This is a genomic window from Nocardia aobensis NBRC 100429, from assembly GCF_000308375.1.
Lineage (GTDB): Bacteria > Actinomycetota > Actinomycetes > Mycobacteriales > Mycobacteriaceae > Nocardia > Nocardia aobensis.
The window spans coordinates 1-18,985 of record NZ_BAFQ01000127.1; the positions used below are offsets into that span (position 1 = coordinate 1).

Annotated in this window: 18 protein-coding genes; 9 read left to right on the forward strand and 9 right to left on the reverse strand. The window is 68.6% G+C overall.

The genetic code is table 11. From position 1 onward, the window contains the following. The coding region (locus tag RJ03_RS16040; RefSeq protein WP_036503131.1) for an NAD-dependent epimerase/dehydratase family protein at window positions 1-400 on the forward strand (400 nt) is incomplete at its 5' end. A gap of 35 nt (window positions 401-435) precedes the next feature. Here the strand turns inward: RJ03_RS16040 and RJ03_RS16045 are convergent. Continuing rightward, complete coding sequence (locus RJ03_RS16045; RefSeq protein ID WP_157163435.1) at window positions 436-1,878, reverse strand: DUF4192 domain-containing protein; 1,443 nt, start codon at window positions 1,876-1,878, stop codon at window positions 436-438. A gap of 722 nt (window positions 1,879-2,600) precedes the next feature. Beyond that, entirely contained in the window at window positions 2,601-3,314 is a 714-nt protein-coding gene (locus RJ03_RS16050; protein WP_051024746.1) for a DUF5642 family protein, read from the reverse strand. A 322-nt stretch (window positions 3,315-3,636) separates the two neighbouring features. Here RJ03_RS16050 and RJ03_RS16055 point away from each other — a divergent pair, with 322 nt between their 5' ends. From RJ03_RS16055 to speD, 4 genes are all read left to right on the forward strand, one after another. Continuing rightward, window positions 3,637-4,569: a PAC2 family protein gene (locus RJ03_RS16055; RefSeq protein WP_036503134.1), complete on the forward strand. Its 933-nt coding sequence runs from the start codon at window positions 3,637-3,639 to the stop codon at window positions 4,567-4,569. 90 nt (window positions 4,570-4,659) lie between these two features. Continuing rightward, complete coding sequence (locus RJ03_RS16060) at window positions 4,660-7,167, forward strand: DEAD/DEAH box helicase (RefSeq protein ID WP_036503137.1); 2,508 nt, start codon at window positions 4,660-4,662, stop codon at window positions 7,165-7,167. A gap of 287 nt (window positions 7,168-7,454) precedes the next feature. Continuing rightward, entirely contained in the window at window positions 7,455-8,516 is a 1,062-nt protein-coding gene (locus RJ03_RS16065) for a type III PLP-dependent enzyme (RefSeq protein WP_051024747.1), read from the forward strand. A gap of 8 nt (window positions 8,517-8,524) precedes the next feature. Next, window positions 8,525-9,742, forward strand: coding sequence for an adenosylmethionine decarboxylase (gene speD, locus RJ03_RS16070; RefSeq protein ID WP_036503140.1), 1,218 nt, complete (start codon window positions 8,525-8,527; stop codon window positions 9,740-9,742). Between the two features lie 160 nt (window positions 9,743-9,902). Here speD and RJ03_RS16075 read toward each other — a convergent pair whose 3' ends face one another. The 3 genes from RJ03_RS16075 to RJ03_RS16085 form a co-directional block, all read right to left on the reverse strand. Then, window positions 9,903-10,355: a gamma-glutamylcyclotransferase family protein gene (locus tag RJ03_RS16075; protein WP_051024748.1), complete on the reverse strand. Its 453-nt coding sequence runs from the start codon at window positions 10,353-10,355 to the stop codon at window positions 9,903-9,905. A 248-nt stretch (window positions 10,356-10,603) separates the two neighbouring features. Then, entirely contained in the window at window positions 10,604-11,398 is a 795-nt protein-coding gene (locus RJ03_RS16080; RefSeq protein ID WP_036503142.1) for an MBL fold metallo-hydrolase, read from the reverse strand. 60 nt (window positions 11,399-11,458) lie between these two features. After that, window positions 11,459-12,367, reverse strand: coding sequence for a hydrogen peroxide-inducible genes activator (locus RJ03_RS16085; protein WP_036503143.1), 909 nt, complete (start codon window positions 12,365-12,367; stop codon window positions 11,459-11,461). A 134-nt stretch (window positions 12,368-12,501) separates the two neighbouring features. On the opposite strand from RJ03_RS16085, the gene RJ03_RS16090 reads away from it, so the two are divergent. The 3 genes from RJ03_RS16090 (at window position 12,502) to RJ03_RS16100 (ending at window position 14,434) form a co-directional block, all read left to right on the forward strand. Continuing rightward, window positions 12,502-13,089: a peroxiredoxin gene (locus RJ03_RS16090; RefSeq protein ID WP_030517257.1), complete on the forward strand. Its 588-nt coding sequence runs from the start codon at window positions 12,502-12,504 to the stop codon at window positions 13,087-13,089. 24 nt (window positions 13,090-13,113) lie between these two features. Continuing rightward, window positions 13,114-13,653, forward strand: a complete 540-nt coding sequence (ahpD, locus tag RJ03_RS16095) for an alkylhydroperoxidase, AhpD family (RefSeq protein ID WP_036503144.1) — start codon at window positions 13,114-13,116, stop codon at window positions 13,651-13,653. Window positions 13,654-13,738: 85 nt separating this feature from the next. Beyond that, window positions 13,739-14,434, forward strand: a complete 696-nt coding sequence (locus RJ03_RS16100; protein WP_036503145.1) for a PhzF family phenazine biosynthesis protein — start codon at window positions 13,739-13,741, stop codon at window positions 14,432-14,434. Window positions 14,435-14,444: 10 nt separating this feature from the next. Here RJ03_RS16100 and RJ03_RS16105 read toward each other — a convergent pair whose 3' ends face one another. The 4 genes from RJ03_RS16105 to RJ03_RS37180 all read right to left on the reverse strand — a co-directional run bounded on the left by RJ03_RS16105 (window position 14,445) and on the right by RJ03_RS37180 (window position 17,519). Continuing rightward, window positions 14,445-15,104: a DUF5134 domain-containing protein gene (locus RJ03_RS16105; protein ID WP_157163436.1), complete on the reverse strand. Its 660-nt coding sequence runs from the start codon at window positions 15,102-15,104 to the stop codon at window positions 14,445-14,447. Between the two features lie 126 nt (window positions 15,105-15,230). Then, the gene (locus tag RJ03_RS16110; protein WP_036503150.1) at window positions 15,231-16,454 is read right to left on the reverse strand and encodes an aminotransferase family protein; all 1,224 of its coding nucleotides are present in this window, start codon (window positions 16,452-16,454) and stop codon (window positions 15,231-15,233) included. Window positions 16,455-16,581: 127 nt separating this feature from the next. Continuing rightward, window positions 16,582-17,214: a Pr6Pr family membrane protein gene (locus RJ03_RS16115; RefSeq protein ID WP_086007261.1), complete on the reverse strand. Its 633-nt coding sequence runs from the start codon at window positions 17,212-17,214 to the stop codon at window positions 16,582-16,584. A gap of 116 nt (window positions 17,215-17,330) precedes the next feature. Then, window positions 17,331-17,519, reverse strand: coding sequence for a hypothetical protein (locus RJ03_RS37180; protein ID WP_157122289.1), 189 nt, complete (start codon window positions 17,517-17,519; stop codon window positions 17,331-17,333). Between the two features lie 138 nt (window positions 17,520-17,657). On the opposite strand from RJ03_RS37180, the gene RJ03_RS16120 reads away from it, so the two are divergent. Beyond that, the coding region (locus RJ03_RS16120; RefSeq protein WP_036503153.1) for a helicase-related protein at window positions 17,658-18,985 on the forward strand (1,328 nt) is incomplete at its 3' end.

Genomic DNA, 18,985 nt, shown 5'->3' on the forward strand with positions numbered 1-18,985 from the left:
TCTCGGACATCGGGATTCGATTTCCGTGTTCGGCACCGACTATCCGACGCCGGACGGCACCGCGGTGCGTGACTACATCCACATCCGTGATCTCGCTCGCGCGCATGTGCTGGCATTGGCGCAGTCGCGGCCCGGCGAACATCGCATCTTCAATCTCGGTAGCGGTACGGGTTTCTCGGTGCGCGAAGTGATCTCGGCCTGTGAGCGCGTCGTGGGCCGGCCGATTCCGGCGGTCGACGCGCCGCGGCGCGCCGGTGATCCGGCGGTGCTGATCGCGTCGAGCGCGAAGGCGATCGACGAGCTCGGCTGGCAGCCCGAACACAACGATCTCGACGAAATCGTCTCCGACGCCTGGGATTTCCTCACCTCGCTCGGTGACCGCGCGCACAGCGCTCGCTGATACGCGCGGCCTCCGGGCCCGTGAGCGGGTCGCTGTCATCGCGACTCCGGCTCGCCGTCATCGGCGATGACGAGGTCGACACCCAGCCCCGCCGCGATATCGCGGCCGCTGACGGCGAGCTTGCGCACATCGTCGGGGCGCATACCGGTGCGTAGCGCCGCGTCCAGCAGTCGTGCGATGCGGTGAGCCGGGTCGGCCCGCAACGCAGCCTCGAACGCGACACCTGCCAGCGGTCCGTCCCCGCGGGTATAGGCGCTGTAGCCGAAGAGGGTGGCCAGCTCGGCCCGGTCCGGGCCGGCGAGACCGCGGCAGGCACGAGACCACAGCGCCTCGGCCGCCGCGGCGTGCGCACCCAGCGCCACCGCGAACAGCGAATCACGCACCGCCGTGTCCCGCACGGCGACGGCCAGATCCGCGAGTTCGCGTGGATCGAGGTCATCGCCCGATTCCACAGTGCTGATCTGCCACAACACCATGTCCAGGGCCGCGCGACTGTAGGAGCGCGGCTCCCCGGCACGCAGTGCGCGCCGGAACCGCTGCCTGGCGGCCTCCGCGGCATTGCCGATCGCGGCGTCGATCTGGAGACGCAGTGGCGTGTTCTCGGCCACCGCGGCGGTGAGCTCGGTGCGCGAGCCCCGGATGGGGCGGCCGTCGAGAACCTGCGCGAGCGCGACCGGTGAGGCCGCCGGATCCGCTTGCGTACCGGCACTGCCGGTATCGAGCACGCTCCACCAGTCGGCGCCCGGGGTGATCTCGCCCACGGCCCATGCCTCCGCGAGAAGCACATCCTGGCTCCGCAGCGCACCGTCGAGCACCCGCACGAGATCGCGATGGCGGGCCGCACGCCGCCCGGCCCGCCCCGCCCGCGGCGCCGTCGCACGATCGTCGACGATCAGCGCCACCACACCGACGGCTTGCTCCTGCCCGCAGATGCCGGCCAGTTGCGCGGCCAGCCGCACCCACGCCCCGCATCCCGCCACATCGAGATCGTGCCGGGCCACCGCGCCGAGATAGACCGCGCCCGGATACTTCTGCGACCGCAGCAGCAGGCACACCACCAGCGAACGCTGCGGGCGAAACCCCAACAGCGCGGGCACGGCCGCGATGAATTCCGCCGGTTCGCTCATCGTCAACGCGGTCGCCGCCCACAGCTGTTCGGCGCCGCCCGCCCGGACGCGGCGCCCCTCCTCGCCGCTGCCTCGCTCACGAGACATGTCACCGTCGCCCGTGCCGGGCGGATCCGATTCGGCCTCGTCCGCGAGGCCGTGCGCCGTGCCGGACGGTGCCGAGTCCGATGCCGGACCGGCGAACGTTGCGTCGGCCTCGCTCGCCGCGAGTTCCGGCGGCGTATCACGCTGCGGGGGTGCCGGTTTCGCCGTATCACCACCGTCATCCACCATCTCGTCCTCGTCGCGCGGAGGACCGTATTCCTCGGCACCGCTGTCGTTTCCGCGGCAATCGGCGCGCGGTCGCCTCATCCGGCCGACCTCACTGCGCACGCAGCGCTCCGGCGTCATCGAGCCGCCACCGCGGGCACTGTGCTCGGCACCGACGCATTCGTGCACGGCGACGCACGCGGCGCCGGTACACCGGCCCCGCGGCGCCTCCGCGCGCACACTCCCCCGAATATCGCCGCATCGCAGCGGAACTCGACCCGCCCCGGCCGCCGCGCCTGCCATTCCGCCCGCCGCGCGGGCGACTCCCCCACGCGACCGGCACATCCGGTTCGCGCATCCGGCGACTCGCGAAGGAAGTGACGAAGCGGCGGCCTCGTGATCGGTAGCCGCTTCGGCCTCCGCGGCCTTGCCCGAACGAGCCGCGGTCTCCGGTCCGCTGTCCCGGCCCGGCATGCCCTCTCGCACCGTCGATTCGGGCCGGGTGCTGGGGCCCGGCGCGGTTCGGGGTATGTCCGTCTCCGCCGAGCCCACGCTCGTTGTCTGCGGAACCGCGCTCGACGGCGAAGGGCCCTGCGCCGCATCGTGGCTATCGGTGCTGGGCCGGCTGGGGTCGGTGTGTGTGGTCATGGCGTCCACACTGCCCGTGCGCCACTGCCGAGCCGGCGGGCTGAGCTGGGCTTTTATTTCGTCTGGGGAGTCGGTCGAAACCTGGGGATCGCGGTACCGACACGCGGTGCGACCGAGCGGGGATGTCGGGGCCTGCTGTTACGGTTGCGCCGGGGAGAGCACAGTCGCCGACGGCCTCAGCGGGTACGGACCTTGGCGACCGCCGCCGTGAAGACCTGGTCCAGGCCGGTCGTATCCGGCGCGGCGGCACCGAAAGTCATTGCCGTGGTTTCGATTCGGATGTCGCCGATCTGCGCGAGCAGGGTCCGCAGCGCCGGATCGGCGGAACTGCCGGGCGGCGAGCCGGTCACCGTCCGACCGAAGGCCACGGTGTCGTCGGCGTCGACCGGCGGGGGCGGTAGCAGCCGGGTGGTGATCGTGCGATCTATCGCGCCGTGCCGAGCGTGCGCCGTCGTGCAGCGGGAAAGCTGGTCTCCCAGCGAGGACAACGGCTCGTCGGTACGGCTCAGCACGACGGTGATCGTCGCTCGGGTCCGGTCGTCGGTCCCGACCGTCGCCGCGGTCCCGGTGGGATCGGGCGGGGCGGGTGCGCAGTCGGGCGGATCGATCTGTGCCCCCGGCGGAATCGCGGTGAGATCCGCGGCCGCCGCCGCGGCGCGATCACCGGAGGCGACGACGGTCGTATATCCCGCCGGGAATCGGTCCTGGCCCGGCAGCATCGCTGTGAGATCGCCGTCGATATGCCGGGTGACCACACTCTGGCGCATCGCGGTCGGATGCCCGGACACCGTGGAACCGCACGCGGCGAGCAGACAACTCAAGGCCGCGTACCCGACGGTGTGGCCGAACCCGCGGCGCCTCCGCGAGGCCAGCGGATTCGGGACGCTCACTCCCCCACTATGGCCGATGCCGTCGCCCCCGCGGATCTGCCACGCCGACCTGGCGGGAATACCGGCCGCGGATCCGGAGTTGTGTTCTCCGGTAGGGCATGAGCGTGGCCTACCTCCGCCGGGTACGCTCCGCGACCGCTACTCTGCGGGGGTTACATCCCCCGGTGGACCGGCGGTTTGCGTCGGATGTCATCGCCCGCACGCCGACCGGTACGCGACACCCCCGCGCGTACCCTGGACGGTGGCGAGGTGGCGAGATCCGGCACCGGACCACTACTGAAAACGACTGAGGCGGACAGGGCTTGACCAGGGAGTTTGGCAAATGAGCAGTATGTACGAGCTGGAGTTCCCCGCTCCGCAGCTGTCCTCGGCCGACGGCGAGGGTCCGGTGCTGGTGCACGGCCTGGAAGGTTTCACCGACGCGGGCCACGCGGTACGGCTGGCAACGACCCATCTGCGCGAAAGCCTCGAATCCGAGCTCGTCGCCTCGTTCGACGTCGATGAATTGCTCGACTATCGCTCGCGGCGTCCGCTGATGACCTTCAAGACCGACCATTTCTCGGACTACGCCGATCCGGAACTGAACCTGTGGGCGCTGCGCGACACCGCCGGCACCCCGTTCCTGCTTCTGTCCGGCATCGAACCGGACCTGCGCTGGGAGAAGTTCGTGACGGCCGTGCGCCTGCTGGCCGAACAGCTCGGCGTGCGCCGCAGCATCGGCCTCAGCGCCATCCCGATGGCGATTCCGCACACCCGGCCGCTGGGTATCACCGCCCACGCCAGCGACCGCGATCTGATCGGTGAACATCAGCGCTGGCCCGGCGAGCTGCAGGTTCCGGGCAGCGCGTCGTCGCTGCTGGAGTACCGCATGGGACAGCACGGCCACGAATCCATCGGTTTCTCGGTGCACGTCCCGCACTATCTGGCGCAGACCGCCTATCCGGAGGCCGCGCAGACGCTGCTGGAGAACGTCGCCGACAACGCGGGCCTGGAACTTCCGCTGGCGGCGCTCGGTGAGGCCGCGGCCCGCGTACGCGAACAGGTCAACGAGCACATCGCCGGAAACGCCGAGGTGGAGACGGTCGTCCAGGCGCTCGAGCGTCAGTACGACAGCTTCGTCACCGCGCAGGAGCGCCGCTCCAGCCTGCTCGCCGGAGAGGCCGACCTGCCGACCGGTGAGGAACTGGGCGCGGAGTTCGAGCGCTTCCTCGCGGAGCAGACCGAATTCGGCGACGGCGACGAGCCCCGGGACTGACCCGCACCCCATCGCCCGGCGCGCACGGTTCACCGCCGTCCCGCCGGGCGATGCGGTACCCGCGACGGTTCGTCGGTAACGTGGACGCACGTGCAGCTGTCCGAACTGGTTCCCGACCGTGCCGTGCCCGACGTGGATGCCGACTGGCTGTACGAAACCTTCGCCGAATGGACCTCCGCCCAGGGGCTGACGCTGTATCCGGCGCAGGAAGAGGCGCTGATCGAGCTGATGACCGGCGCGAACGTCATCCTCGCCACACCCACCGGCTCGGGAAAATCGATGGTCGCCGTCGGCGCGCACTTCGCCGCGCTGAACCGGAGTGAGCGCAGCTACTACACCGCGCCGATCAAGGCACTGGTCAGCGAGAAGTTCTTCGCGCTGTGCGAGGTGTTCGGCGCCGACAAGGTCGGCATGGTCACCGGCGACGCCGCGGTGAATCCGACGGCCCCCATCATCTGCGCCACCGCCGAGATCCTCGCGAATCTCGCGCTGCGGGAGGGCGCGGACGCCGATATCGGCCAGGTGGTGATGGACGAATTCCATTTCTACGCCGATCCCGATCGCGGCTGGGCCTGGCAGGTCCCGCTGCTGGAACTGCCACGCGCCCAATTCCTGTTGATGTCGGCCACTTTGGGTGAGGTGGACCATTTCGCGCGGGATCTGGAACGGCGCACCGGACGCGCCACCGCCATCGTCACTGGAACCGAGCGCCCGGTGCCGCTGCTGTTCTCGTATGTCCGCACCCCCATCACGGAAACCCTGGAAGACCTGGTGACCACCAGCCAGGCGCCGGTCTACGTGGTGCACTTCACCCAGGCCGCCGCGCTGGAGCGCGCCCAGGCGCTGACGAGTGTGAACTTCGCGTCGAAGGCGGAGAAGGACGCGATCGCCCAGGCGCTGGGCGGTTTCCGGTTCGCGACCGGATTCGGCAAGACACTGTCGCGGCTGATCCGCCACGGGATCGGCGTCCATCACGCCGGGATGTTGCCGAAGTATCGGCGTCTGGTGGAGCGGCTGGCCCAGGACGGTCTGCTGAAGGTCGTCTGCGGCACCGACACCCTCGGCGTGGGCATCAACGTGCCGATCCGCACGGTGCTGCTCACCGGATTGACGAAATTCGACGGGGTGCGCACGCGGCGGTTGAAGGCGCGCGAATTCCATCAGATCGCGGGCCGGGCCGGGCGCGCCGGATACGACACCGTCGGCACGGTGGTGGTCCAGGCTCCCGAGCACGAGGTGGAGAACGCCAGACTGGTCGCCAAGGCCGGCGACGATCCGAAGAAGCTGCGCAAAATCCAGCGGCGTAAACCGCCGGAGGGTTTCGTATCCTGGTCCGAGGACACCTTCGACCGGCTCGTCGCCGCGCAGCCCGAACCCATGGTGTCACGATTCCGGGTCACCAATTCGATGCTGCTCAATGTCATCGCCCGGCCCGGCAACTGCTTCGACGCGATGCGTCACCTACTCGAGGACAATCACGAACCCCGGCCTGCGCAGCGCAAACACATTCTGAAGGCGATCCGGCTCTACCGGGCGCTGCGCGACGCGGGAGTGGTCCAGCAACTCGACGAACCGGATGCCACCGGCCGGCGGGCGCGGCTCACCGTCGACCTGCAGCGCGACTTCGCGCTCGACCAGCCGCTGTCGCCGTTCGCGCTGGCAGCGCTGGAGCTGCTTGACAAGTCGGCTCCCAGCTACACACTGGATGTGGTGTCGATCATCGAATCCACACTGGAGGATCCGCGCCAGTTGCTGCTCGCCCAGCAGCACCGGGCGCGGGGTGCGGCGATCGCCGAGATGAAGGCCGACGGCATCGAATACGACGAGCGCATGGAGCTGATCGAGGAGATCACCTGGCCGAAGCCACTGGCCGAGCTGATCGAACCGGCCTTCGAAACCTATCGCGGCGGCCATCCGTGGGTCTCGGAATTCAGCCCCTCCCCCAAGGCCGTGGTGCGCGAAATGATCGAGCGCTCACTGACTTTCGCCGAACTGATCTCCCAGTACGAGCTGGCGCGCTCGGAGGGGCTGGTGCTGCGCTATCTCGCCGACGCCTACCGCGCACTGCGCCGGACCGTCCCCGAGTCGGCGCGCACCGAGGAACTCGAGGACATCACCGAATGGCTGGGTGAGCTTGTCCGCCAAGTCGATTCGAGCCTGCTCGACGAATGGGAACAACTCACAAATCCGGGCGCCGAGACCGACGGCGACCAACTCGCCTTCGGCGCCGACACCGTGCGGCCGATCACCGCGAACGAACGCGCGTTCCGGGTCATGGTGCGCAACAGCATGTTTCGGCGGGTCGAGCTGGCCGCCCGGCAGCGCTGGGACGAACTCGGCGAATTCGACGACGGTCCGGACTGGGCCGACGATCTGGCCCCGTACTTCGACGAATACGGTGCGATCGGCACCGGCCCGGACGCGCGCGGCCCGGCGCTGTTCGCCGTCGAGACCCGACCGGGCTTCTGGCGGGTGCGCCAGATACTCGACGATCCGGCCGGTGATCACGGCTGGGCGCTCGAGGCCGTCGTTGATCTGGCCGAATCCGATGCCGCCGGCGAGGTGGTCTTCGACGAGATGACGGTGCGGGCCGGATGAGCACGATCGTCCTCGACCTCCGCCGCGATCCCGCCACGACGCTCGTACGCCGCCGAAAACCCGGTGCCGACGCGCTGATCTGATCCGGCCACCGTCCCCGGTGCGGGCCGCGCTCACCCGAGCGTGATCAAGCCGACCCTCGTTCCGGTTCGTTTCCCGTGCCCTCGCGCTGATACTCTCTCGCTCGCTGCCTGCAGCGGGAGGCTGCCCAGAAGAAAGAGAGTTCCCTTAGATTGACCGGTACAAACGCGCCCGAGTCGCCCTGTCTCGTCATCGACCTCGATCGGGTGCGCGGCAACTTCCACGCTTTCCGTGCGGCCTTCCCGTCGGCACGAATTCGCTTCGCTGTCAAAGCATCTCCGATGCCGGAGATCATCCGGCTGCTCGATTCCGAGGGCGCCGAATTCGACGTCGCCAGTATCGGCGAGATCGAGATGTGTGTGGCGCTGGGCGTCGACCCGGCAGCGCTCTGCTACGGCAACCCGATCAAGAAGGCCGCCCACATCGCCGCCGCCTACGCCGCGGGTGTCCGCCGGTTCGCCTTCGACACCGAGGACGACCTGGAGCGGATCGCCGAACTCGCGCCGGGCTCGGAGGTGGAGTGCCGGTTCCTGGCCTCGGCGCCGCAGTCGCAGACCCCGTTCGGCACCAAATTCGGCTGCGCGCCCGGTGAGGCGGTGCGACTGCTGGTGCGCGCCCGCGACCTGGGCCTGCAGGTGGCCGGCCCCTATTTCCACGTGGGCTCCCAGCAGCTGGATCCGGTGGCGTGGCAGATCGGCATCGAACAGGCCGCGGCCATCACGGAAGCGCTGGCGGTCAAGGACATCCCGGTGGCGTCGGTGAATATCGGTGGGGGCCTGCCGATTTCGTACGCCGATCCGGCGCCGGAGCTGTCCGAACTGAGTGTCGTGATCGCCGAGTCGGCGACGCGGCACCTTCCCGAGCACACCGACCTGGTGGTGGAACCCGGCCGCGCCCTGGTGGGCAATGCCGGCGTGATCCACGCCGAGGTCGTGAACGTGCGCACCGCGCCGGACGGGCGGCGCTGGGTGTATCTCGACATCGGCCGCTACAACGGTATGGCCGAGACCGAGAACGAGTACATCGCCTACCGGATCGAAACCGACCGCGACGGTGACCCCGTCGACGAGGCGGTGATCGCGGGCCCGACCTGCGACGGAGACGATGTACTGTATCAACGCACGCGAGTCCTTCTGCCGACCACGCTGCGAGCCGGTGATCCCGTTCGGATCCTCGATACCGGCGCTTATACGGCGAGCTATTCGTCGGTGTCCTTCAACGGTTTTCCGCCTTTGACTGTGCATGTCATCGGCGCTGAGCGAGAGTGAGTTTGCCCATGACGGCAGAATTCACCGGCTGGCACGTGCTGGCCGAGTTCGGTGGTGTCGACGTAGCCCTCTGCGACGATCTCGAACGACTCGAAACAGCGCTTCGACAATCGTTGCTCGCCGCGGGAGTGACGATCTGCGAGGTGGTGCACAAGAAGTTCGAGCCCCACGGCGTGACGGTGCTGGCGCTGCTGTCGGAATCGCACGCGTCGATCCACACCTATCCGGAATCCGGCGACATCTTCGTCGACGTGTTCACCTGCGGCAGCATCGGCGCCGGCGCCACCAAGGCGGTCGAGTTGCTGCAGGATGCGCTGCAGCCGGAATCGGTGCACATGGAGGTCGTGCAGCGCGGGCATCAGGCACGCCGGGTGCACGAGCCGGTCGGAGCGGGCCTCACGCGCGTATGGGATCTGTCGGACGTGATCGTCGATGCGCGGACTCCGTTCCAGCACATGGTGATCGCGCGCACCGCGCAGGGTGTGTCGCTGTTCTCCGACGACGACCGGCAGTCCACCGAGTTCTCCCAGCTGACCTATCACGAGGCGATGCTGGTCCCGGCCTACGCGCTGGCGGCCAAGCTCGACAACGTGCTCATCATCGGTTCCGGCGAGGGTGTGGCCAGCCAGATGTCGGAGGCCGCGGGCGCGACCCGGGTCGACCACGTCGATATCGACCGGATGGAGGTCGAGCTGTGCGCCCGGCATCTGCCCTACGGATACACTCCGGCCGATCTGGAGGCCGCGGTCGGTGGTGACGGCGCGATCCGGATGCATTACGCCGACGGCTGGGATTTCCTGGCCGAGGCAGAATCCGCCGGTGTGCGCTACGACGTGATCGTCATCGATCTGCCCGACGAGCGGGTCGAGGACGCCCAGCACAACCGCCTCTACGAGGAGGAGTTCCTTACCCGATGTAAGGCGTTGCTGGCCGAGGGCGGCGTGCTGGCCGCTCAGGCCGGGTGCCCGACGATGTGGCGCAACGAGACGCTGAAGCGTTCGTGGCAGCGGTTCACCGATCTGTTCGACACCGTGGTGCCCTATGGCAGCGACGAGCACGAGTGGACGTTCTTGTTCGGTATCGCCGAGCGCATCGACGACCCGGTCGCGGTGATGTGCGAGAAGCTGCCGAAGCTGCCCTACCGCGCGGAGACGGTCGACGAACGCGCGCTGGTGCGCGGCGCCATCGAACCGTACGCACTGCGGGAGATCGCCGCTCGAGCCTGACAGGGGCGGCATTCGCAGCACGGGATCCCTTGCGCGGCAACTGAATACGAGAAGGACCGCCCGGGACAACCGTCCCGGGCGGTCCGCGTATGGGTAACCGGTGCCACCGAATCGGCCGCGCAGCCCCAGCATCTCGCGGGCAGTGGCCGTTCACCGAGGCTCAGGCGCGCTCCTGTCGCCACTGGGCCGTGCGCTCGACGTAGCGGTCGAGGTGGTGGGCGACGAACACTTCGGGCAGCCAGTCGTTGCCCGTGACCGCCGACGACCAGACGAAGGTCCGCACGGGCTCCTCGCATCCGATGAGCTCGATCGGGCGCAGATCGTATTCCGGATCCTCGAAGGCTTCGATGATCCGCCAGTCGGCCGCGGTCAGCCCGCGCAGGACCAGCCCGCCCGCCATCCGCCCGGGCTCGGCCACCAGTCCCGGATAGAGCCGCTGTGGCAGCGCCGCCACCCGCCAGCCCCGCGCGACCGCGACGTCCATATCGGGAGTGCGGCCCAGCAGTACCTCGAGCACGGGGCCGAATTGCAGAGTGCCGTAGGCGAACAGGTCCGGACCGGGGTCGTCGGGGCGCGCTCGGCGTTGCGGCGCGGACTTCTTCGCCGCGGTCATCGGATCACCCGCCCGGCATCTCCGGCGCCGCTTTCCGCGCGCCTATCCGTCGTTACGTCGAACCATCCATTCCTGCTCGCACACCCGTTTCGCATCCCTCCACTGTGCCGAATGGGCCGGCGACGCCTCACACCGGGTAAACGTGACCTACATCACAGATCGCGTCGCCGCTGGTCGCAGGTTGCCGAGAAATCGCCAACCCGGAAAAATCGGGATTTCGCGGAATGCACGCGATGGCTCTCGCAGGACTAACCGACGGGCCCTACCGAATTCCCGGTGACCCGGGCGAACAGGTCCGCGTCGTGGGAGTTGACGATGGTGATCGCATTGCCGTGCGCGCGGCCCAGTTCCACCAGCCGCCGGCGGTTCTCCAGATACGCGCCGCGCACGATCGAGCCCAGCTCGAACGACCACCAGAACAGCGGCGTCTTGGGCCCGGCCGGGTCGATCTCGCTCGCGACGTAGAACGCGTCACCGGCGTGCAGCAGCCAGCCCGACCCCGTGTCGACGGCGACCCCGACGTGCCCGCGCGTATGGCCGGGCAACGGGACGACCAGGATTTCCGGCGGCAGTCCCGGCAGGTCGCGTACCGCGCGGAAACCGAACCACTCGTCGGTGCCGTCGAGTTCGTTGACCATCCAGCGCGGGCCGTGCGACCACTGGGCCGCGCGGTAGCGCAGCCGCTCCGACAGCGTCCGGCCGGCGGTCGCCGCCCGAAATTCGGGGCCGTGCACGTGAATCGTGGCCTCGGGAAAGTCCGCCAGACCCGCGGCGTGGTCGAGATCGAGATGGGTGAGGATGATGTGGCGCACATCGGCGGGGTCGTAGCCCAGCGCCTGGATCTGCCGGATCGCGGTGTGATGCTCGGCGGGCCGGATGCCCAGCAGGAAGCGGCCGGGGCCGACGAAGCGGCCGGGTTCGCGCACGCTGTCGAGCCCGAATCCGGTATCCACCAGCACCAACCCGGTCCTGGTCTCGATGAGCAGGCAGTGGTCCACCATGCCCATGGCCATGGTGCCGCAGTTGAGGTGATGAATCCGCACGCGACGAGCGTTCCAGACGCTCACCGGCCGGTCAATCGGGATGGGAGAGCATGGAATTTCTCATATCGGGCGTTGTGCCCGAATGATTTCCGCAAGCTGTTCGTAGTCCTCCACGCGCGCGGTCGAACCCCGGAACACCAGGCCGAGGGTGCGCCCCGGCGCCGGCGCCGCGAAACGGGCGATATCCAATGTGCCACGGGAGGTTTCGGCCGCCACGGCCATCTCGGGAATCAGCGTCACCCCGAGCCCTCCGCCCACACACTGCACCACCGTCGTCAGCGAGGCGGCGCGGGTATCGCCGACCGGTCCCGGACGCACGTCCTGCGACCGGCACAGATCCAGCGTCTGGTCCCGCAGGCAGTGTCCCTCGTCGAGCAACAGCAGCGGCAGCTCGTCCAACGCCGCGGGTGCGATGTCGCTCCGCCCGGCCAACGCATGCCCCAGGGGCGTGACCAGCACGAATTCCTCGGTGTAGAGCGGGATTTCGACCATGCCGGTGGCCTCGGACGGCAACGCCATCATCGCGACGTCGAGGACGCCGCTGCGCAATCCGTCGAGCAGCCGCGCGGTCTGATCCTCGATGACGTGCGGCACCAGAGCGGGCAGCCGCCGGCGCAGTTCCGGCAGCAATGTCGGCAGCACATAGGGCGCGACGGTGGGGATGATGCCCATGCGCAGGGTGCCACCGAGGCTGTCGCCGGCCGCGGTGGCGACGAAGCGGTCGGCGGCCTCGAGGGTCGCCATCGCCTGCGGTAGCAGCCTTTTCCCCGCACCGGTCACCAGCACCCGGCGGGTGCTGCGCTCGATCAACTGCAGGCCCAGTCCGTTTTCCAAAGATGCCAGCGCCTGCGATAACGTGGGTTGGCTCACATTCAGGTGAGCCGCGGCGGTCCCGAAGTGGCGATATTCCGCAATCGCCACGAACGCACGCAGCTGTGACAGGGTGGGCTGATAAGTCTGATCAGTCACGCCTATCAGTATAGTGCAACTGATCACCTTTACCTTTTACTGGGTTTTGGGCATGATCGACAGCGAAATGCTTCGACGGTGTCCCGCACAAGGGCGACCCGTCACCCGTGTCCCACTACGACGAAGGAGACAACATGGCTCTGCTGACCATCGGCGACCAGTTCCCCGCCTACAACCTGACGGCGGTCATCGGCGGTGACCTGTCGAAGGTGAACGCGCAGCAGCCCGACGACTACTTCACCCAGGTCTCGAGTGACGACTACGCCGGCAAGTGGCGCATCGTCTTCTTCTGGCCGAAGGACTTCACCTTCGTGTGCCCGACCGAGATCGCCGCCTTCGGCAAGCTGAACGAGGAGTTCGCCGACCGCGACGCCCAGGTCCTGGGTGTGTCGGTCGACAACGAGTTCGTGCACTTCCAGTGGCGCGCCCAGCACGAGGATCTCAAGACCCTCCCCTTCCCGATGCTGAGCGACCTCAAGCGTGAGCTCGTCACCGCGACCGGCGTGCTGAACGCCGACGGTGTCGCCGACCGCGCGACCTTCATCGTCGACCCGAACAACGAGGTCCAGTTCGTCTCCGTGACCGCCGGGTCGGTCGGCCGCAACGTCGACGAGGTGCTGCGCGTGCTCGACGCCCTGCAGTCCGACGAGCTGTGCGCCTGCAACTGGAAGAAGGGCGACCCGACCATCGACGCCGGTGAACTGCTGTCCGCGAGCGTCTGATCACCGAAAAGGAAGTGCCTGCCCGTGTCTGTTGAAAACCTGAAGAATTCGCTTCCCGAATACGCCAAGGACCTCAAGCTCAACCTGTCGTCCATCGCGCGGTCGACCGTGCTGAACGAACAGCAGCTGTGGGGCACCCTGCTCGCCGCGGCGGCCGCCACCCGGTCGGCCACCACCCTGCGCGAGATCGGCGAGGAGGCCGCCGACACCCTGTCCGCGGAGGCCTACAACGCGGCACTGGGCGCGGCCTCGATCATGGGTATGAACAACGTGTTCTACCGGGGCCGGGCGTTCCTCGAGGGTCGATACGACGACCTGCGGGCCGGACTGCGCATGCAGATCATCGGCAATCCGGGCGTCGACAAGGCCGATTTCGAGCTGTGGTCGTTCGCGGTGTCGTCGATCAACGGCTGCCAGCACTGCCTGGAAGCGCACGAGCACACTCTGCGCGAGGCCGGTGTGTCACGTGAGGTGATCTTCGAGGCGCTGCGTGTCGCCGCGATCGTCGCCGGCGTCGGCCAGGCCGTACAGGCCAGCGAGACACTGGCCGCCGCCGCGGTCTGATACTCGAAACGCGTCTCTCACGATGCCCCGTCCCGTCCATCGGGACGGGGCATCGTGTGCGTTGCTACGGGTACGCTGGGGCAGCATGAGCCAATGGGAAAGCGACGGCACGCAGGTCGAGGTGGTTCGGGTCTTCACCGACGTCACCGGCCGGCTCGGCAACCCACTGGGCATCGTGCGCGCGGACGCGGTGACCGAGGTCGATCACCAATTACTGGCGGCCCGAGTCGGTCACAGCGAAACGGTGGTCCTCGACGATCCGGTATCCGGCCGCACCCGGATGCGCATCTACACCCCGGCGCGGGAACTGCCGTTCGCAGGACATCCGACGGTCGGCGCGGCGTGGTGGCTGGCCGATCAGGGGCATCCCGTGAAGATCATCGACGTCCCCGCCGGTCCCGTCGAAATCCAGATGCTCGACGACGGACTGGTCTGGATTCGCGCCCGCGCCGAGTGGGCACCCGAATTCACGTTCGACGAATTCTCCGATGCCGCCTTCCTCGACACGGTCGATCCACGCCACTTCACCGACGGCCAGCACTACGTGTGGGCCTGGACGAACGAGGCACGCGGTGCCGTGCACGCGCGAATGTTCGCTCCCGCCTTGGGAATCGCCGAGGACGAGGCGACGGGCGCGGCCGCGATCGCACTCACCGCGAAGCTGCGCCGCAGCCTGATCATCACCCAGGGCGCGGGCTCGCAACTGTTCACCGAATGGGATTCCGACGGCTGGGTGCGCCTGGGCGGGCGCGTCGTGGCCGACCACCCCATACTCCTCTGAGGAGACGGACTCAGGCGACGGCGGCGATCAACATGTACGCGGTCCCGAGGTCCATCACCACATGCGGAACGACGCCGATCGCGCCCGGTGCGCCGGCCGGATGCGAAATACTGTGCCGTAGTGCGGTTCTCGTCCGCGGGAACAGCAGCAGGAGGCCGTCGAGCGCGAACAGGGCTGCCGCGATCGCCACGGGCACGACCGGCGGGCCACCCGCGCCGCGCATCTCCGCATGCCCCATACCGTGGTGATGCCCGGCCATCACCCACAGCATCGCCGCCGCCGCGATCAGGTGATAGACCACCGCCGGAAGGCGGAATTCGACGCCACCGTCTCCGGATGTCGTCCGCCAGTGCGCGATGCGCACGATCGACAGCACGGCGTACACGACGATCATGGCGATGAGCACCCCGCGAATCGCATCGGGCGCGGCAGCCGCGGGGAACAGCAACATCGCGAGCATGACCAGGCACATCAGGAGATGAGCCGCATCGGATTCGTGCTCGTCGACGCCGATCGGCCACGTCCCCGGCCGTGATCCACCCGATCCTCCGGGTGCCACCGGTGCCACCGGCACCGCCACGTGCCGCACGAGCACGATGCCCGCCGCGGCGACGAACGCCACGATCACGCCCCAGCGCAACACCTCGTGCTCGGTCACGAAAGAGCCCACACCCCACCACCTTCCGACGCGCGGCGTGTCCGCCTTCGCACACCATGCTCGCACGGCGAGGCATCGGGCACTGCTCGTCGGGCGGCCGGGGGCACCGAAGAGGCAGCTGACGGGCAGAGCGCGGACTCAGCCCAGCGCGCGGCCTATCGCCGCCGCCAGCTCGGCGATCTGCTCATCGGTGATGACGAACGCCGGCGAGATCTGCAGCGCGCCCTGCCCGGCCGAGCGAGTGGAAACGCCTTCGGCGCGTAACGCTTTCACCATGGCCGGTCCCTCGGACGGATCGGCGAGCTGGACCCCGGCCACCGCGCCCAGCCCACTGCGCACCTGCGCCACGCGGGGATGTCCGGCCAGCGGCGCGAGGTGTTCGTGCAGCAGCGATTCGATGTTCTTGCTGGCGTCGAGCAGATGTTCGCGTTCGATGATGTCGAGGTTGGCCATCGCGGCGGCGGCCGATCCGGCGTGGCCGCCGTAGGTGTAGCCGTGCCGGAACCACACCCCGCCACCGAAGAACGGTTCGGCCACCCGCGGCGCCACGAAGACCGCGCCCATCGGCAGATAGCCGGAGGTCAGGCCCTTCGCGGTGGTCATCAGATCCGGTTCGAGCCCGAATCGGGTGGAGGCGAACCAGGATCCGCCGATCCGCCCGAATCCGGTGACGACCTCGTCGGCGACGAACAGGATGTCGTTGTCGCGGCAGAGGCGGCGGACCTCGGTGAGATATCCCTCCGGCGGCAGATACACCCCGCCCGCCCCGATGATCGGCTCGCAGAAGAATGCCGCGATGCGGTCGGCGCCCACCTCGTCGATCAGTGCCCGCAGTGCTTGCGCCTGGTCGAATTCGACCGTGCGGGTATCGGCCATCAGCTCGCCGTAGCCCTCGTGATTGACCTCGATGCCGGCCAGCGCCGTTCCGGCGACGTGCATTCCGTGATAGGCCAGCCGGCGGCCGACCAGCAGCGTCTTGTCCGGACGGCCCTGTTGACGCCAGAAGCGGCGGGCGAGTTTCGCGGCGGTGTCGACCGAATCCGACCCACCGGAGGTGAACATGATCTTGCTGCCCGGCACCGGCGCCAGCTCCGACAACCGCTCGGCCAGCCGTTGCGTCACCGGCGCGGTCAGGTCGCCGAAGTTCGAATAGTGTGCCAGCGTGGACAATTGCGCCGCGACCGCATCGGCGATCTCGCGACGGCCGTGACCGACGTTGGTGAACCACAGCCCCGCCGTCGCATCGAGGTAGCGCCGCCCGGCCTCGTCCCAGATGTAGGCGCCCTCACCGCGGGCGACCACGAAGGCGCCGTCGCGCTCCACCGCGCCCATATCCGCGAATCCGTGCCACAGCGCACCCATGCTCGGCTCCTCTTCCCGTCATCCGGTGGCGATGGGCCTACCCGATCGCCTGCGCCGCCAGACTACCCGCGCCGCGCCCGAGCAGGCCCGGTCGTCCGGTCTGCGCAATCCACCGGCAACCGCGCGGTCAGACCGGGACGGGAGCTTCGCGACGGTGGTCCAGCGACCCGAGCCACGCCACCGCGATCGCCAGCAGCGTGATCACCGCGGCCAGCATCACCACCCCGATCAGCAGCGACGGATAGCCCTGCACGCGTGGATCCAGGAACGGGTACGGATACCAGTCGACGATCTCGCCGCGGATCAGGCTGTAGCCGCAGTAGAGGATCGGATAGATCAGCCACCCGCCGATGAGCGCGGCCGAGACCCGCAGCCGCGCCGACACCAGAATCCAGTCGGCGACCACCACGATCGGCAGCACCCGATGCAGTGTGTCGTTGATCCACTTGTCGGTGAGCATCACATCGATGTTCGCCAGCAGCACCGCGTAGATCACCGCGGTGATCAGCAGATACAGCGTGGCCGCGCCGCGCACCACCTGCCAGCGCCGCGCGGCCGGATCCAGCAGGCCGCCGCCCAGCAGAACCAGCACGCCGGCGATATTGGATTCGATGGTGAAGTAGCCGAGGTAGTTACCGAGGGAGAAGGCCGGCGACCCGTGGGCGCGGATCGGGATCCACAGCAGGGCAACAATTCCCAGTACACCGACGGCGATCCGCGGGATCCGGATCCAGATCGGCGTCCCCGCGCGGGCCATCATCGTTCGATCCTCGCATACCGGTCGTCCCGGGAGGCGATTTCACCACCGGCACCAGGGCTGCGGGCAGACGACGACCGCCACCGGCGTCATCCGGTGGCACGGGACGTGCTCCGGGCCTAGGCCGATGCGATCGGTGAGGTGCGCTGCCTCGTCGCGGGCTCCGCCGCCACCGGCCGGCGCAGCGTGTTCGACGCGGCCGACGCGACCGCGTGCACGCCCTCGCGAACCAGTGCGGCAATACCCAGCAGCACCGACACCACGCGGAGTCCACGGACCCACATCGGCGTTCCGGAACCAGCAGTCATGGCCCGATGGTGACATATCCGGCCCCGGCCGGGAACCAAGATCATCCAATAGCAACGATTCGGTTATCTTCACGATTCGGCGTCCCGACCAGCGCGGGAACGGGGCGGACGGCCGGTTTCGCTACGCTGGTCGATGCAATGACCTCGACTGCCACCACCCGCGAGTTGCGCGCTCGCCTGGCCGACCTCTCCCTCCGCGACGAACACCGGCTGCGCCGACGGCTGGACAAGGCGCACGGCAACGACGGTGAGATCGAGCGGCTGGAGCGCGAGATAGCCGCCGCGCAGGCCAGTATCGAGACCCGCCGCGCCGCCGTCCCGGCCATTCGCTATCCCGAACAACTGCCCGTCTCCGCCCATCGCGACGATATCGCCGCCGCGATCGCCGCCCATCAGGTCGTGGTGATCGCCGGTGAGACGGGCTCGGGTAAGACCACGCAGATCCCGAAGATCTGCCTGGAACTCGGGCGCGGGATCCGCGGCACCATCGGCCACACCCAGCCTCGGCGGCTCGCGGCCCGGACGGTGGCCGAACGTATTGCGGCCGAACTCGATACCGAACTCGGCGACGTCGTCGGCTACACCGTGCGCTTCACCGATCAGGCCTCCGATCGCACCCTGATCAAATTGATGACCGACGGCATCCTGCTCGCCGAAATCCAGCGCGACCGCCTGCTGCGCCGCTACGACACGATCATCATCGACGAGGCGCACGAGCGCAGCCTCAACATCGACTTCCTGCTCGGCTACCTGAGGTCGCTGCTGCCGAAGCGTCCGGACCTCAAAGTGATCATCACCTCGGCGACCATCGACCCGGAGCTGTTCGCCCGCCATTTCGCCGATCCGGTCTCCGGGGAGCCCGCGCCGATCGTCGAGGTGTCGGGCCGGTCCTATCCGGTCGAAATCCGGTATCGCCCGCTGGCTCCCGAGATGACCGACGCCGACGACGAGGACGAGTTCGAGGAGCAGCCGGCGCCGCGTCGCGGCCGGGCGAGCGGACGCGGCAGCGCCGAGGACGCTCGCGACCAGACCGATGCCATCGGCGACGCGGTGCGCGAACTGCTCGCCGAGGGCGACGGCGACGTGCTGGTCTTCCTGTCCGGTGAACGCGAGATCCGCGACACCGCCGACACCCTGCGCGACCTGAAACTGCCACGGACCGAGATCGTTCCGCTGTACGCGCGCCTGTCCGCGGCCGAACAGCATCGGGTCTTCCAGCCGCACACCGGCCGCCGTGTGGTGCTGGCCACCAACGTCGCCGAGACCTCGCTCACCGTGCCGGGCATCCGCTACGTGGTGGACCCGGGCACCGCGCGCATCTCCCGCTATTCGATGCGCACCAAGGTGCAGCGCCTGCCGATCGAGCCGATCTCACAGGCCTCCGCACGGCAACGGTCCGGGCGCTGTGGACGTGTGGCCGACGGTATCTGCATCCGGCTCTACTCCGAGGAGGACTTCGAGGCCCG

Bases quoted from the DNA above. Each gene is read 5' to 3' on its own strand.
- RJ03_RS16045 (WP_157163435.1), bottom strand. From the start codon at position 1,878: ATGAGGCGACCGCGCGCCGATTGCCGCGGAAACGACAGCGGTGCCGAG.
- RJ03_RS16055 (WP_036503134.1), top strand. From the start codon at position 3,637: ATGAGCAGTATGTACGAGCTGGAGTTCCCCGCTCCGCAGCTGTCCTCG.
- speD (WP_036503140.1), top strand. From the start codon at position 8,525: ATGACGGCAGAATTCACCGGCTGGCACGTGCTGGCCGAGTTCGGTGGT.
- RJ03_RS16075 (WP_051024748.1), bottom strand. From the start codon at position 10,355: ATGACCGCGGCGAAGAAGTCCGCGCCGCAACGCCGAGCGCGCCCCGAC.
- RJ03_RS16090 (WP_030517257.1), top strand. From the start codon at position 12,502: ATGGCTCTGCTGACCATCGGCGACCAGTTCCCCGCCTACAACCTGACG.
- RJ03_RS16100 (WP_036503145.1), top strand. From the start codon at position 13,739: ATGAGCCAATGGGAAAGCGACGGCACGCAGGTCGAGGTGGTTCGGGTC.
- RJ03_RS16110 (WP_036503150.1), bottom strand. From the start codon at position 16,454: ATGGGTGCGCTGTGGCACGGATTCGCGGATATGGGCGCGGTGGAGCGC.
- RJ03_RS16115 (WP_086007261.1), bottom strand. From the start codon at position 17,214: ATGATGGCCCGCGCGGGGACGCCGATCTGGATCCGGATCCCGCGGATC.
- RJ03_RS37180 (WP_157122289.1), bottom strand. From the start codon at position 17,519: ATGACTGCTGGTTCCGGAACGCCGATGTGGGTCCGTGGACTCCGCGTG.